We start from the raw sequence: 12,513 nt of genomic DNA, 5'->3' as shown, positions 1-12,513 counted from the left end.
CTTTCTCGGCCCTGAATCTAGCATCCGGAGGCGTAGAGAAACTCACGCAACGACTGAAACGCCAGCGTCTGTGTCACGTCGCGCAGCTCAAGGAAGAACCCATCTTCTGTAATTTCAACAATCCGCGCACCGGGGATGGCTGCCACAATCGGCGAGTGCGTCACCACGATGAACTGCGCACCCGCCTCCGCGGCGCGATGGATTTCCGCCATGAGCGTCATCTGCCGCACGAGCGAAAGCCCAGATTCCGGCTCGTCGAGGATGTAGAGCCCGCGCCCATCAAAGGAACGCTGCACGACGTCCATGACGGACTCGCCATGCGACATCGCGGTCGAACCAACGTTGTAGTGCGCCTCCGCTCGCAGGAAGTAGCCGTCCTTGGGCGCGGTACCTAGCCGCAGGCTCGCCCACCTCCGGAGGGGATTGATGGGACCGGCGGAGCGCTGCACACCCCATATCCCACCGCGCTCAGGAAAGCCGTACTCGAAGGCAATGCCCTCGGCGAGCGTCGACTTTCCTACCCCGTTGTCCCCGGTCAGCACGGTCACCGGCGCACGCAGGTCCAGTCCTTGGCGTCGCAGCGCCACGAAACCAGGAACGGAGGACACCCACTCAGGTCCGTGGCCGCCGTCCAGCGCGGCATAGGCGTCGACATAGAAGTCTCTCATTCGCCCTCCCCAATAAGAAACGCGGCGGTCCCCAATGGATCGGCAAGGAACTCGCGCGCGGCGTGGACAGCTTCCGTCGCTTCGGGAGCGACGGGCGCAATCCCCTTGTCGCCGAACGCGTAGACGGTCGCGCCTTGCATGCTGAGGAAGACTGGCGAGTGCGTCGCGAGGATGACCTGCGCGCCCTGGGCGGCGAGGCGCTCGAGCTGCGTGACAACCTCGACCTGCCGGGGATAGGACAAGCCGTCTTCCGGCTCGTCGAGAATGATCATTCCGTCAGAATGGAAGCGTCTCTCGACGAGGGCGAGCAGACCCTGGCCGTGGCTGAGAAACGGCAGGTCACTGAGCGGATCGGGATTCTCCGGGCTGTGGATCTGGTGGTGATACTCGCTCAAGTTGAGGAAGGTCTCGCCGCGCAAGAAGTACACGTCGCGCGGGTTGTGCGCCCGCGAGCAGATGAGCCACTCGGGATAGTCCTCGTCGCCGGTGGCAAACCGGGCGTGGCGCGAGCCGCCCTCGGGATTGACGCCAAGCCCCACGGCGATGGCCTCGAGCAGCGTGGATTTTCCGGCGCCGTTATCCCCCACGACGACGGTCACGGGCGTAGGCAAACGCAAGGCGCCGCCGGGCAGCGCTGCGATGAGCACGCCCAGGCGGCGCATGTGTTCCGGCACGCCGGGCAGTCCCTCCCCAATAAGCTCCGGGACGGGACGCACACTCGTGAGGAACATGGCGACGAAAGCGTGAGCCTACTTCTGGGCCGCGCGACGCTGGCGGGCGAACTCGGAAAGCACCGCACCTGCCGCCACGGAGGCGTTGAGGGATTCAACCCAGTCGGTCATGGGGATGGACATGATGGCATCGCAGTTCTCGCGGACGAGGCGCGAAATGCCTTTGCCCTCAGAGCCGATGACGATGACAACGGGGTCGGTGCCACCGTTGTAAGTATCGAGGGTGTGCTCGCCTCCCGCATCCAGGCCAACAACCTGGTAGCCGGCCTTCTGGAAGTCCTGGACCGTGCGGGTCACGTTGGTCACGCGAGCCACCGGCAAGCGCGCGGCGGTGCCGGCGGAGGTACGCCAGGCCACCGCGGTGACGGAGGCGGAGCGACGCTCTGGGATGATGACACCATGGCCGCCGAAGGCCGCGACGGAGCGGATGACTGCGCCGAGATTGCGCGGGTCGGTGATGTTATCGAGGATGACGAACATACCCGGTTCCTGAGCATCGCGGGCCCGATCCATCAGGGCATGAACGTCGGCATACTTGTACGGCGGGATCTGCAGGCCAATGCCCTGGTGCATGCCGTTGCCGGTCATGCGATCCATCTCGTGACGCTGGACCTCAAGAATCGGGATGTTGCGGGTATTGCACATGGCCACTGCCTCCGACAGGCGGGCATCATTACGCGTGCCCTGCACGATGTAGAGGGAGGTAGCAGGCACCTTGGCGTGCAGGCACTCGATGACCGGGTTGCGGCCAACGACCATCTCCGCGGTCTCCTTCTGGTGGCGGCCCGAATTGCGGCGCTCGCGTTCCAGCTTCGCCTTGTGCTTGGCGTGGTAGACGCGGTCCTCCGCCTTGGGCGTAGGGCCCTTGCCGGCCAGGCCCTTGCGACGCTGACCACCAGAGCCCTTCGTAGCCCCCTTCTTATTGGACTTGCGGGCGCCCGCGCCGCCGCGGCCATGGGTACGTGCCATAATTCTTCTCCTTTGTTGTCCTCGACTTCTGTGCTGTCCTTGGCCTTTGCCAAGGACGGTTAATCCGCCAAGGACCAGGTGGGGCCGTCGGCGGTGTCGGTGATGGTAATACCCGCAGCTGCAAGGCGGTCGCGCACGGCGTCCGCAGTAGCCCAATCCTTTTCTGCGCGGGCGGTAGTGCGACGCTCCAGTTCGGCACGGACGAGGACGTCCAGTGCTGCATCAGCGCCGCTCTCTTCGCCACTATCTTTCCACTGTTCATCCAAGGGATCAAAGCCAAGAACCGCGGCCATGGCGCGCACCGCCCCGGCGAGGCGCTCGGCTTCCTCCCGGTTGCTTTCACTGAGCGCCTTATTACCCGCGCGCACGGTGGTGTGGATTTCCGCCAGCGCCTTCGGCACAGCGATGTCATCGTTCATCGCCTCTTCGAAAGCCGGGGTCCACTCGCCCTTTTCTACGTTTTCAAACTTGCCCACGAAGTCCTCGATGCGGCGGTAGCCGGCCGCAGCTTCGGTCAGCGCTGCCTCGGAGTATTCGAGGACCGAACGGTAATGCGCGGAGCCCAGGTAGTAGCGCAGCTCCACCGGGCGGACGATCTCCAACATGTTGGCAATGGAGAGCACGTTGCCCAAGGACTTCGACATCTTCTCGCCGGCCATGGTGACCCAGTGGTTGTGCATCCAGTAGTTGGCGAACTTATCGCCCGCCGCATGGGACTGCGCGATCTCATTTTCGTGGTGCGGGAACTGCAAGTCCAAGCCACCGCAATGGATATCGAACTCGCTGCCTAGGTAGTACGTGGACATGACCGAGCACTCCAAGTGCCAGCCCGGTCGGCCACGACCCCACGGGGTGGGCCAGGATGGCTCGCCCGGCTTAGCCGCCTTCCACAGAGCGAAGTCCTGGGGGCTGCGCTTGCCCGCGTTGTCTGTTTCGCCCTGTTCCATTTCCTCGACGCGGTTGCCGGACAGCGAACCGTAGTCCGAGCCTTCCGTGGCATTCCACGCCGCGACGTCGAAGTAGACGGAGCCAACACCGTCTTCGCCAGGCACGGCATAAGCAAAGCCGGCGTCGATAAGCCGCTGCATGTACTCCACCATCTGGGTGACAAAGCCCGTCGCGCGCGGCTCCACGGAAGGGGGCAGAACTCCCAGGGTGTTGTAGGCCTTGGTGAACTCGCGCTCATAGGTGGATACCCACTCCCACCAGGGGCGGTTATTCTCAGCGGCCTTAGTGAGGATCTTGTCATCGATATCGGTGACGTTGCGCACGAGTGCCACGTCATAGCCTTGCGCGCTAAGCCAGCGGCGCAGGATGTCGAAGGCAACGCCGGAGCGCAGGTGGCCAATATGCGGCTGGGACTGCGGGGTGGCACCGCACAGGTAGATCGACGCGTGGCCGGGGCGAACCGGCTCGAACTCACGTTGGCTGCGGGTGGCGGTATCAAAAATGCGCAAAGTACTCACCTGGCCTAGTCTAATTGACTCATCCAGCCGGCAAGTTCAGGACGCCTTAGGCGCGCCAGACTACGGCAGTCGCCACGGCAGCACGGCCCTCCTTGCGTCCGGTGAAACCAAGGTGATCCGTCGTCGTGGCCGAAACGGACACAGGGGCACCAAGGATTTCGCTCAGCACGGACTCGGCTTCTTTGCGCCGCGGGCCCATCTTGGGGCTCTGACCAACCAGTTGTGCCGCAGCGTTGCCGATAATGAAACCTTCCTTCTCCAGCAGCTCGCGGCACTCGCGCAACAACTGTGCTCCGGAGACTCCGTCGTACTCTGGCCGGCCCACGCCAACGAAGGAGCCGAGGTCGCCGAGGCTGGAGGCGGAAAGCAGAGCGTCGACAAGCGCGTGGCTCACCACGTCCCCATCGGAGTGGCCCTCGCAGCCATCCACGTCCTCAAAGAGAAGGCCTGCAATCCAGCAGGGTTTTCCGGGCTCGATCTGATGGGCATCGGTGGCGATTCCCACGCGCGGGATGATGGGGTTAGTCACTAGGCACCTCGAAGATGGTCGGTTCGGCCTCATCCGTCACGGCCTTCGCCAGGACGAGGTCGATGGGAGTGGTGATTTTAAACGCGAAGGTATCTCCCTGCACGGTCTCCACGCGCTCGCCGTGCCATTCCATGAGGCTGGCGTCATCCGTGGCGACAAAGTCAGGGTCCTGCGCCCAATAGTCTAGGTTGGCGCGGCGCAGCGCGGCCAGGTTAAAACCCTGCGGCGTCTGCACGGCACGCAGGCGGGAGCGATCCGGAGTAGACAGCACCGTGGTCCCCTCGACTTCTTTGATGGTGTCCGCGACGGGAAGGACCGGGATGACCGCGGTGGCACCGTCGAGCACGCGCTTGGCGACGCGCGCGATCATCCCCGGCGGCGTCAACGCCCGGGCGGCGTCGTGGACCAGCACCACGGCATCCTCATCTGGGATGGCTTGCAGGCCCGCCCAGACGGAATCGGCGCGCTCACCCCCGCCGTGGACGATGCGTACGGGCACATCAGAATCGATGCGGTCGAGGATGCTGGCGGCATAATCCTCCATGGCGGGGCTGACGAGAACGATGACTTCATCGACAAATTCCGAGGTAATCATGGCCTTCACGGAGCGTTCAAGCAGGGTGCTTCCGCGCAGCTCCACGTAGACCTTAGGAATGTCAGCGCCAAGGCGCGTTCCCTGACCGGCCGCCGCGACGAGGGCGATCACGCGGCGGGTATTAGTCTTCGTCGTCGAAGGAGAGGTCATCGAGATCGACGTCATTGTCAATGTCGGTGGTGATGGACTTGTCCTCGACCAAGCCGGCGGCGCGGTGGCGCTCGATGGTGGCGTTGATTTCCTCCATCATGGTGTCCGCCTTCTTGTCATCGACCGGCTTGGCTAGGGAAAGCTCACCGACCAGAATCTGGCGGGCCTTGGCAAGCATGCGCTTCTCACCGGCGGACAGGCCGCGGTCCTGATCGCGGCGCCACAAGTCACGCACGACTTCTGCCACCTTGTTGATATCGCCGGATGCAAGGCGCTCTTGGTTGGCCTTATAGCGGCGGGACCAGTTGCCGGCCTCCTCCACGTCTTCTTCGCGTAAGACGGAGAAGACCTTCTCGAGGCCTTCCTTGCCCACAACATCACGCACGCCCACCATCTCAACGTTCTTGGAGGGCACACGAACCACGAGGTCGGATTGGTTGATCTGGAGGACGAGATACTCGAGCTCCTCGCCGCCCATCTCGCGCGTTTCAATCGCCGTAATCTTGGCGGCGCCGTGGTGGGGGTAGACGACGACCTCTCCGACCTTAAATTCCATTGCCACTCCTTATGAAGCCTTTGAGACGGTGCCCATCGTGCGCTCTCGGCGTACTCTCAGTGGGCCGCATATACAGGGTATCTACTCTAGCACGCAGTTTTCCGGCACTGCTCCCCCACCCAGGCCCGTAGAGCAGCTCGCTTTACACCACGATGACGGCCAACATAAAGCGCGGCTACCCCCGGTTTACCCAAGAGGTTTGTCGGAAACTGTGTGCTTTTACTGCGGAGGTACTAGGCTAAAGCGTTGATAAGCTTTGTGATCGCAATTCAATGGAGGACACTCACAGTGCAGTCCCTGAAGTCCGCCGCTCGCTGCGGTGCCATCATGTCAGTTACCGCCCTCTCCGCGCTGGCCTTGGCGTCCTGCTCGGCCGGTCATGTTGCTCAGACCGCGGAAAAGGTCATTGCTGTCGACGGCGCATCCGCAAGCACCGAAGATGGCAAGGTGGCCGTGCGTGACGTCACCATTCAGGTTGAGCCGGACACCGGTGAGACCTCCCTGAAGTTCGTGGCCGTCAACCAGGGCTACAAGGTCGACGACGTCGTCCTCGAGTCCGTGAGCGTCGACGGCCAGGACGTACCACTGGAAGGCGCAGAGCCGCTTCCTCGCGATCACGCCCTCTACGCTGATTCCCAGACGAACCTGGACCGTCTCCCGAAGGACGGCAAGGACAAGAACATCACCTACGTGGCCACCACCCTAGAGAACGACGGCTTCGCTTTCGGCGGCGCCCGCCCGGTGACCTTCACTTTTAACACCGGCACCATCGAGGTTGACGCCACCGTGTCCGCCTCCCCGCTGCAGTCCGGTGACTTTGACCGCGACCCGCAGTCCACCGAGGGCTACGCCGAGAACAAGTAAGCCTTTTCTTCATAGAAAACCGCCCCAGCCGCCAAAGTTTTCCCGCCCGAATCACGGGCTTCAACTTTGGCAGTTGGGGCGGTCTGCGTTTAACGCTCCTTAGCGAACGCAGAAAACTCTTAAGCTCGCGAGGATGCCGTAGCCATCACAAGCAGAGAGTTAAGAATGCCCAGAGAGGACAGGGCAGCCGGGATGAGAAGAAGGTTCGGTGCCTGCGGGCCGCCGTACTTCACCATCTCATCCATAACCTGGTTGAGCGGTTCCGGGTAGGTAGCGGCGGAAGCGGCCGGGGCGCCAGCTACAGCCAGGGAGGTAGCAGCGGTCAGAGCAACGAGGGTACGACGAATCTTCATGGGGTCTCCTTGAATAGTGAGGTGTGGGGGTAAGTGAACTGGACTAGGACAGCAGGTTCGACAGGAAGCCCAAGGAGGACAGCGCCGCCGGGACGAGGATGAGGTTCTGAGCCTCATAGCCAGCGACGTTGGTGATCTCGGTCAGAACAGTGGCCAGCGGCTCAGGAGCTTGTGCGGCAGAAGCAGCCGGGGTGCCAGCGAGGGCGACGGCGGCAGCAGCGCCAGCGGCGACGAGGGTACGACGAATCTTCATGGAAATACCTTCTTGTTGTGAGAAATCGGACGGGGATAAAGAGGGGGCAGGCACACACAAGATGTAACCTGGCTAACACTGTAGCGCCTCTGTGCATATCGCGCGCGATGAAAAGGGTGCGATCCTGCCCGCGACGTGAATGTCCACACCACTTACTAGAGTGATGGGCATGGCAAAAAAGGTTCGTCCCGTCCACACGTGCTCTGAATGCGGCTTCGTCTCCCCCAAGTGGCTTGGCCGCTGCCCCGAGTGCGGTTCATGGGGAACGTTGCAGGAAACCGCGGCGTCAGAAAGCAGCACCGCGGCCCAGGCCGCTGTGTCTGGACGCCGACCAACCGGCCTGACACCAACGAGCCCAGCGGTTCCGATTACGAAGGTGGGCGCTGCCGCCACGAAGGCCCTCAACACTGGCATCGGGGAGCTCGATCGCGTTCTTGGCCGCGGCATCGTTCCCGGTTCGGTGGTGCTCATGGCGGGTGAGCCGGGAGTCGGAAAATCCACTTTGTTATTGGAGGTCGCCTCCCGCTGGGCGCAACTGGGCCGCACCGCCCTCTATGCCACGGCCGAGGAATCCGCCGGGCAGGTCCGCGCCCGGGCCGAGCGGACCGGGGCCTTGCACGAGACGCTCTACCTCGCGGCCGAATCGAATTTGGATGTCGTCTTTGGTCACGTCGAACAGCTCAAGCCCAGCCTCCTCATCGTGGACTCCGTCCAAACCATGCACGCGGCCGGGGTGGAGGGCGTAGCCGGTGGCGTGGCACAGTCGCGCGCGGTGACCGCAGCCCTGACCACGCTGGCCAAAACCACCGGCATCCCCATCCTCCTCGTCGGACACGTGACCAAGGACGGCAACGTCGCTGGCCCGCGCGTGCTCGAGCACCTCGTGGACGTCGTGTTGAACTTTGAAGGTGACCGTCAATCCTCCCTGCGTCTGCTCCGGGGACTCAAGAACCGCTTCGGCGCCACCGATGAGATGGGCTGCTTTGAGCAAACCGCCGCCGGCATCCGGGAGGTGGCGGACCCTTCCGGTCTCTTCCTCTCCCACCGCGGCAGCACCCCAGACGGTTCAGCGGTGACCGTCGCCATGGATGGCGTGCGCCCCATCCTGGCGGAGGTGCAGGCGCTGACCGTCGACCCCGTGGCGAAGAACCCGCGGCGCGTGGTCACGGGGCTCGATGCCAACCGTGTCCCGATGGTGCTCGCCGTACTGCAGGCCCGCGCCGGTGAACGCACCAACGATAAGGACGCTTACGTGGCCACGGTGGGCGGCATGAAGATCCAAGAGCCGGCGACGGATCTTGCCGTAGCGCTCGCCACGTGGTCTTCCTTGCACGAGCAGCCGCTGCCACCGAAAACGGTGGTCATCGGTGAGGTGGGCCTGGCCGGCGAAGTTCGCCGCGTACCGAACCTGGACCGCCGCTTGGCAGAAGCGTCCCGCTTGGGTTACCGCTACGCCATCGTCCCGCCCGGAAAGGTGGAGGTCGGCGGCGGCATACAGGTGCGCCAAGCCGCAACCCTGAGCGAGGCGATTGCAGCGCTTAAAGCAAGTTGAACGGCAACGCTGGGGAGTAGTTTTCCCCGATGACAGTATGCAGGAAGTAAGCGCCCGGCTCGGCTTCCTCGCGCTCGGTGCACTTGCCCGACTCGGAACGCTTGCGGGACCAATCCGCCTGGAAGTAGCGCGTCTCACCGGACTTGAAAGTCTGCTTGCCGGTTTCCACTGAGGCATAGCAATCGGTATCGGACCACACGCGTTCGTTGGAGCCCATCTTGTAAACCTCGAAACGCAGCTGCTCTTCATCGAGATCGATAGAGCAGTCCTCCGTCGTCGGGTTGAATACCTCCAAGTAGAAGGTTGGCATCTTACCGGCGGGGACGCTGTCCTCGTTGGTCTTGGCCATCACTTTAAGGTCCTGGAGGGAACACGTTGTCTTGGATGGATCAACGGTGAGCTCAGCTGGCTTTTCCTCGGAGGTCGGTTCTTCTTTGTCCGTCTCCCCCGCCTCGGGCTCGGTGGATTCCTCAGACGCGGTGGACTCGGTCGTCTCCACCGCCGAGGTTGCATCCTCCGACGGAGTCAGAGTTCCCGACGCCGCCGCCTGCTGCGACTCGGCTCCCGGGTCCTCCTTCGAACCGCTAAAGAGCGCGGTAGCAGCCCAAATAAGGATGACCACGAGTACCAGAATCGCCACGAGCGCGGCGATGCGGCGACGCAGGTAAATCTCTCGCGGCAGCTGCTTCGGGGTACGGGATGGCTCAGTCACAGCTCTTAGTTTAAGGGGACTAGAGCCCAACCCGGGCCAGCCCGGGGCCGCGTGTCTTGAGCAGCGACTTCTATGCGCTTAGTCCCGCCCAGTGCCCGGGCCAACCGTCGAGCCTAATGAACGCCGTGCAGGACGACGGTCTCCACGCTGGAATCCTCTAGGAGGTAGCGCAGGCCGACGATGCCGAGCGTGCCGGCGTCGAGAAGCTGGCGCGCAGCCGGAACGTCAGAAATGATCTGGGAGACTGTCTGCGCGGTATTCTCGCGCTCAAAATCGGCGAGTTCCTCGCGGCCATCACGCTTGGCCACCATCGAGGCAGCGGCCACACGCTCAATGATCGGACGCTGCAGGCCCGTCGGCAGATCGCCGCCCGCCAGGAAGTCCGCGGCTGCGCCCACCGCACCGCAGGACTGATGCCCCATCACCACGAGCAGGTTGGCCTTGAGATTCTCCAGGGCATAGTCCAGCGACGCCATCACCGCGCTGTCCAGGATGTGACCGGCGGTGCGGATGACGAAGGCATCGCCGAAACCAATGTTGAACACGTGCTCAATAGGCGCGCGGGAATCGGAGCAGGCCAGCACGATGACGCGTGGGTCCTGGCCCTGAGTCAGGCCAGCGCGCAGCTTCGCGTCTTGGTTAACGTCGATGAGGTTACCCGTCACCAGGCGGTGGTTACCTTCCTGGAGGGCTTCCCACACCTTCTGTGGGTTTTGAGGGACATCTACTAAAGGCATGATTCTTACTCTAGTCCCCACCGCCCTACACTGAGATGCCTATGGATACCCAAGCTGTCGTGGAATGGTTCGATGCCCATGAGCGTCCCCTACCGTGGCGCGCGCCGGGTACCTCGGCGTGGGGTGTGCTCTTAAGCGAGGTCATGAGCCAACAAACCCCCGTCGCACGCGTGGCCCCGCAATGGGAGGAGTGGATGCGCCGCTGGCCCACCCCACAGGACCTCGCGGCGGCCTCCAAAGCGGATGTCCTGCGCGCGTGGGGCAAGCTGGGCTACCCGCGCCGCGCGCTGCGCTTATGGGAGTGTGCGAAGGAGATTGGTGAAGGAGCGGTCCCGGGGGACGTCGACAAGCTCTTGGCGCTACCGGGGATCGGTGAGTACACCGCGCGTGCTGTGGCCTGTTTCCATTTTGGCCACAACGTTCCGGTGGTGGATACCAACGTCCGCCGCGTCTACGCCCGCGCCGAGGAGGGGCGCTTCCTTACCCCGACTCCCGCAAAACGCGAATTGACACAGGTAGAAGCCCTGCTTCCGGATGAGAACGGTCCGCGTTTTTCGGCCGCACTCATGGAGCTCGGCGCGCTGGTGTGCACGGCGAAGAACCCCGACTGTGCCGCCTGCCCCATCAAGTCCACGTGCGCTTGGCAGCTCGCGGGCTGTCCGGAGCCCAGCGAAGAAGAGACCGCGCGGGCCAAGAAGCGCGTGCAAAAGTTCACCGGCACGGACCGGCAAGTGCGAGGGCTGCTTCTCGACGTCCTCCGAGGCTCACCCCACCCAGTTACCCAGGCCGACCTGGATGCGGTATGGCCAGACGCGGCACAGCGCTCGCGCGCACAAGCCTCACTGCTCGAGGACGGGTTGATGGATGTCAACGACGAGGGTTTGTTCCACCTGCCGCACTAGGCACATGTGAGAAGTCGATGAGGTGGCCGAAGGTCCAGTCACGGTCGGTCAACAGGCGCGCGAGGATAAGCCCACAGCCGATGGCTGCCACGGCCATCGAGGCGGTAGCGAAGTTGCTCAACGCCTGGTCCATGTTACCCACGTTGAGGTGATAGACAGTGCGGAACATGGAGGTGCCCGGGATCATGATGACGGACGCGGGCACCGTCGTGGTGATGCGCGGTAGGTGTGCGCGTGTGGAGGCCACCGCACCCAAGAGCCCGACGATGAGACCACCTACGAAGGCGCCGACGTAGGCCGTGGCCCCGACGCCGATGAGGAGCAGGCGCACAAGGTTGGCCACCGTTCCCACCGCGGCCGCCACGAGCACCATCCGGCGCGAGGAGTTAAAGAGGAACGCGAATCCAGAAATGCCCAGGAAGCTGGCCGCAGCAGCAGCCAGGTACCACACGGGCGCATAGTCTGGGATTCCCGGTTCCGGAGTGAGCTCCGTGGTCCAGCTGACCAGGGCTACGGTAAAGGTCGCAGCGGTGATCACCGTCAACGCATAAGTCAGGCGGGATAGCCCGGCTTCGAAGTCGAAGCGCGCAAGATCAATGAGCGCGGAGAACAGAGGGAAGCCGGGAATGAGGAAAAGTACGGCGGCCACATAGCCCGAGGAAAACTCCGACGGGTCCGCCACCCCGGCGGCGGCTACGGCCTCGGTGGTGAAGAAGTACACGAGGCTAGCCACCGTCCCGGCCGCCACGATGCAGCCCAGCTGGTGAACGTGCTTGCCGTGCAAGAGCGCGCGGGTGAGCTGGCCGCAGAAAGCAGCAAGAGCCACTAGGAGAACCGCCAGCGGCGTGAAGAAGTTCAAGACCGCGAAAGAGGCGCACGCAATAGCTGCCGCTGCAGCCAAGAGCCAGCGGTTCCACCGCTTGACAACCGTCGACTCGATGGAATCAAGCATCTCCGTGAGCTCTTCCGCCGTAATGCCCGCGTACAGCTTGTGGTGGGTGAGATCCTCCAGCGCCTCAATCCGGGAGGCGTCAACGGCCGGCGAATGCTGCTGGGCCACCACGGTGCGGAACTCACGTCCGCGGTGAAACGTGCACGTTATCTGGGTGACGCCAACGTTGGCGTCGAGCCGATCAAAGCCGAGCGCGCGGGCGGCACGTTTCATGCCGCGCAGCACGCGGTAGCCCGACGTTCCCGCGCCCATGAGCATCATGCCTAAGCGCAAGACGACGTCGGCCTCGTACCCCATACGGACATAGTCGCTGTTGGGGTGAGATGTCATTAGCGCCAGCGTCCCCGGAAGTTCAGGCCGCCGGGCAGGTTGACCCACATGCCGCCGCGGGAGTTAAAGGTCACGGGGCCGACCTTCGTCGACATCGAGGCACCGGAGCCGGAGAGGTTGATCCAGCTATTCTTTCCGGTCTTCTTGCGCTTGCGATAATAAATGCCCATGCGTGCTAGCTTAGCGCGGATGCG

Annotated in this window: 16 protein-coding genes; 3 read left to right on the top strand and 13 right to left on the bottom strand. The window is 63.4% G+C overall.

Going from position 1 to position 12,513, the window contains the following annotated elements:
- Positions 1 to 17: 17 nt before the first annotated feature.
- From ABZS45_RS12405 to ABZS45_RS12375, 7 genes are read right to left on the bottom strand one after another with little or no spacing between them, the layout of a single operon-like run.
- Positions 18 to 668 carry an AAA family ATPase gene (locus ABZS45_RS12405; RefSeq protein WP_010188886.1) on the bottom strand — a complete coding sequence of 217 codons (651 nt, stop codon included), beginning with the start codon at positions 666 to 668 and terminating at the stop codon, positions 18 to 20.
- Complete coding sequence (locus tag ABZS45_RS12400) at positions 665 to 1,399, bottom strand: AAA family ATPase (RefSeq protein WP_070711553.1); 735 nt, start codon at positions 1,397 to 1,399, stop codon at positions 665 to 667. Before ABZS45_RS12400 ends, ABZS45_RS12405 begins: the two co-directional genes overlap by 4 nt.
- 18 nt (positions 1,400 to 1,417) lie before the next feature.
- Positions 1,418 to 2,368, bottom strand: coding sequence for a 23S rRNA (guanosine(2251)-2'-O)-methyltransferase RlmB (gene rlmB / locus ABZS45_RS12395; RefSeq protein ID WP_412100078.1), 951 nt, complete (start codon positions 2,366 to 2,368; stop codon positions 1,418 to 1,420).
- A 59-nt stretch (positions 2,369 to 2,427) separates the two neighbouring features.
- Positions 2,428 to 3,834, bottom strand: coding sequence for a cysteine--tRNA ligase (gene cysS / locus ABZS45_RS12390; protein ID WP_412100077.1), 1,407 nt, complete (start codon positions 3,832 to 3,834; stop codon positions 2,428 to 2,430).
- 46 nt (positions 3,835 to 3,880) lie between these two features.
- Positions 3,881 to 4,363: a 2-C-methyl-D-erythritol 2,4-cyclodiphosphate synthase gene (gene ispF, locus ABZS45_RS12385; protein ID WP_412100075.1), complete on the bottom strand. Its 483-nt coding sequence runs from the start codon at positions 4,361 to 4,363 to the stop codon at positions 3,881 to 3,883.
- Positions 4,356 to 5,108 carry a 2-C-methyl-D-erythritol 4-phosphate cytidylyltransferase gene (gene ispD, locus ABZS45_RS12380; protein ID WP_412101175.1) on the bottom strand — a complete coding sequence of 251 codons (753 nt, stop codon included), beginning with the start codon at positions 5,106 to 5,108 and terminating at the stop codon, positions 4,356 to 4,358. Before ispD ends, ispF begins: the two co-directional genes overlap by 8 nt.
- Positions 5,080 to 5,664, bottom strand: a complete 585-nt coding sequence (locus ABZS45_RS12375; protein WP_046649265.1) for a CarD family transcriptional regulator — start codon at positions 5,662 to 5,664, stop codon at positions 5,080 to 5,082. Before ABZS45_RS12375 ends, ispD begins: the two co-directional genes overlap by 29 nt.
- 288 nt (positions 5,665 to 5,952) lie before the next feature.
- On the opposite strand from ABZS45_RS12375, the gene ABZS45_RS12370 reads away from it, so the two are divergent.
- The gene (locus ABZS45_RS12370; protein ID WP_070511090.1) at positions 5,953 to 6,528 is read left to right on the top strand and encodes a hypothetical protein; all 576 of its coding nucleotides are present in this window, start codon (positions 5,953 to 5,955) and stop codon (positions 6,526 to 6,528) included.
- Between the two features lie 119 nt (positions 6,529 to 6,647).
- Here the strand turns inward: ABZS45_RS12370 and ABZS45_RS12365 are convergent, their stop codons facing one another.
- Together ABZS45_RS12365 and ABZS45_RS12360 are read right to left on the bottom strand one after the other, a co-directional pair.
- Positions 6,648 to 6,881 carry a hypothetical protein gene (locus ABZS45_RS12365; RefSeq protein ID WP_070680095.1) on the bottom strand — a complete coding sequence of 78 codons (234 nt, stop codon included), beginning with the start codon at positions 6,879 to 6,881 and terminating at the stop codon, positions 6,648 to 6,650.
- A gap of 43 nt (positions 6,882 to 6,924) precedes the next feature.
- The gene (locus tag ABZS45_RS12360) at positions 6,925 to 7,134 is read right to left on the bottom strand and encodes a hypothetical protein (protein ID WP_049154730.1); all 210 of its coding nucleotides are present in this window, start codon (positions 7,132 to 7,134) and stop codon (positions 6,925 to 6,927) included.
- A gap of 169 nt (positions 7,135 to 7,303) precedes the next feature.
- Between ABZS45_RS12360 and radA the strand changes: the two genes are divergently transcribed.
- The gene (gene radA / locus ABZS45_RS12355) at positions 7,304 to 8,686 is read left to right on the top strand and encodes a DNA repair protein RadA (protein WP_412100074.1); all 1,383 of its coding nucleotides are present in this window, start codon (positions 7,304 to 7,306) and stop codon (positions 8,684 to 8,686) included.
- Here radA and ABZS45_RS12350 read toward each other — a convergent pair.
- Both ABZS45_RS12350 and ABZS45_RS12345 read right to left on the bottom strand, forming a co-directional pair.
- Positions 8,673 to 9,398, bottom strand: coding sequence for a hypothetical protein (locus ABZS45_RS12350; RefSeq protein WP_070515864.1), 726 nt, complete (start codon positions 9,396 to 9,398; stop codon positions 8,673 to 8,675). The genes radA and ABZS45_RS12350 overlap by 14 nt on opposite strands.
- A gap of 113 nt (positions 9,399 to 9,511) precedes the next feature.
- Positions 9,512 to 10,135: a carbonic anhydrase gene (locus ABZS45_RS12345; RefSeq protein ID WP_049154728.1), complete on the bottom strand. Its 624-nt coding sequence runs from the start codon at positions 10,133 to 10,135 to the stop codon at positions 9,512 to 9,514.
- 41 nt (positions 10,136 to 10,176) lie between these two features.
- Between ABZS45_RS12345 and ABZS45_RS12340 the strand changes: the two genes are divergently transcribed.
- Positions 10,177 to 11,037: an A/G-specific adenine glycosylase gene (locus ABZS45_RS12340; RefSeq protein ID WP_412100073.1), complete on the top strand. Its 861-nt coding sequence runs from the start codon at positions 10,177 to 10,179 to the stop codon at positions 11,035 to 11,037.
- Here the strand turns inward: ABZS45_RS12340 and ABZS45_RS12335 are convergent.
- Both ABZS45_RS12335 and ABZS45_RS12330 read right to left on the bottom strand, forming a co-directional pair.
- Positions 11,003 to 12,319: a threonine/serine ThrE exporter family protein gene (locus ABZS45_RS12335; protein WP_412100072.1), complete on the bottom strand. Its 1,317-nt coding sequence runs from the start codon at positions 12,317 to 12,319 to the stop codon at positions 11,003 to 11,005. The genes ABZS45_RS12340 and ABZS45_RS12335 overlap by 35 nt on opposite strands.
- The gene (locus ABZS45_RS12330) at positions 12,319 to 12,489 is read right to left on the bottom strand and encodes a DUF4236 domain-containing protein (protein WP_080975064.1); all 171 of its coding nucleotides are present in this window, start codon (positions 12,487 to 12,489) and stop codon (positions 12,319 to 12,321) included. Before ABZS45_RS12330 ends, ABZS45_RS12335 begins: the two co-directional genes overlap by 1 nt.
- Positions 12,490 to 12,513 lie beyond the last annotated feature (24 nt).

This window comes from Corynebacterium aurimucosum (genome assembly GCF_046895345.1).
Taxonomy (GTDB): domain Bacteria; phylum Actinomycetota; class Actinomycetes; order Mycobacteriales; family Mycobacteriaceae; genus Corynebacterium; species Corynebacterium aurimucosum_G.
The sequence above is the reverse complement of the archived record's forward strand: the minus strand, read 5'-3'. Positions and strand labels throughout refer to the sequence as shown.

Bases quoted from the DNA above. Each gene is read 5' to 3' on its own strand.
- ABZS45_RS12405 (WP_010188886.1), bottom strand. From the start codon at position 668: ATGAGAGACTTCTATGTCGACGCCTATGCCGCGCTGGACGGCGGCCAC.
- ABZS45_RS12400 (WP_070711553.1), bottom strand. From the start codon at position 1,399: ATGTTCCTCACGAGTGTGCGTCCCGTCCCGGAGCTTATTGGGGAGGGA.
- rlmB (WP_412100078.1), bottom strand. From the start codon at position 2,368: ATGGCACGTACCCATGGCCGCGGCGGCGCGGGCGCCCGCAAGTCCAAT.
- ispD (WP_412101175.1), bottom strand. From the start codon at position 5,108: ATGACCTCTCCTTCGACGACGAAGACTAATACCCGCCGCGTGATCGCC.
- ABZS45_RS12375 (WP_046649265.1), bottom strand. From the start codon at position 5,664: ATGGAATTTAAGGTCGGAGAGGTCGTCGTCTACCCCCACCACGGCGCC.
- ABZS45_RS12365 (WP_070680095.1), bottom strand. From the start codon at position 6,881: ATGAAGATTCGTCGTACCCTCGTTGCTCTGACCGCTGCTACCTCCCTG.
- ABZS45_RS12360 (WP_049154730.1), bottom strand. From the start codon at position 7,134: ATGAAGATTCGTCGTACCCTCGTCGCCGCTGGCGCTGCTGCCGCCGTC.
- radA (WP_412100074.1), top strand. From the start codon at position 7,304: ATGGCAAAAAAGGTTCGTCCCGTCCACACGTGCTCTGAATGCGGCTTC.
- ABZS45_RS12345 (WP_049154728.1), bottom strand. From the start codon at position 10,135: ATGCCTTTAGTAGATGTCCCTCAAAACCCACAGAAGGTGTGGGAAGCC.
- ABZS45_RS12340 (WP_412100073.1), top strand. From the start codon at position 10,177: ATGGATACCCAAGCTGTCGTGGAATGGTTCGATGCCCATGAGCGTCCC.
- ABZS45_RS12335 (WP_412100072.1), bottom strand. From the start codon at position 12,319: ATGACATCTCACCCCAACAGCGACTATGTCCGTATGGGGTACGAGGCC.
- ABZS45_RS12330 (WP_080975064.1), bottom strand. From the start codon at position 12,489: ATGGGCATTTATTATCGCAAGCGCAAGAAGACCGGAAAGAATAGCTGG.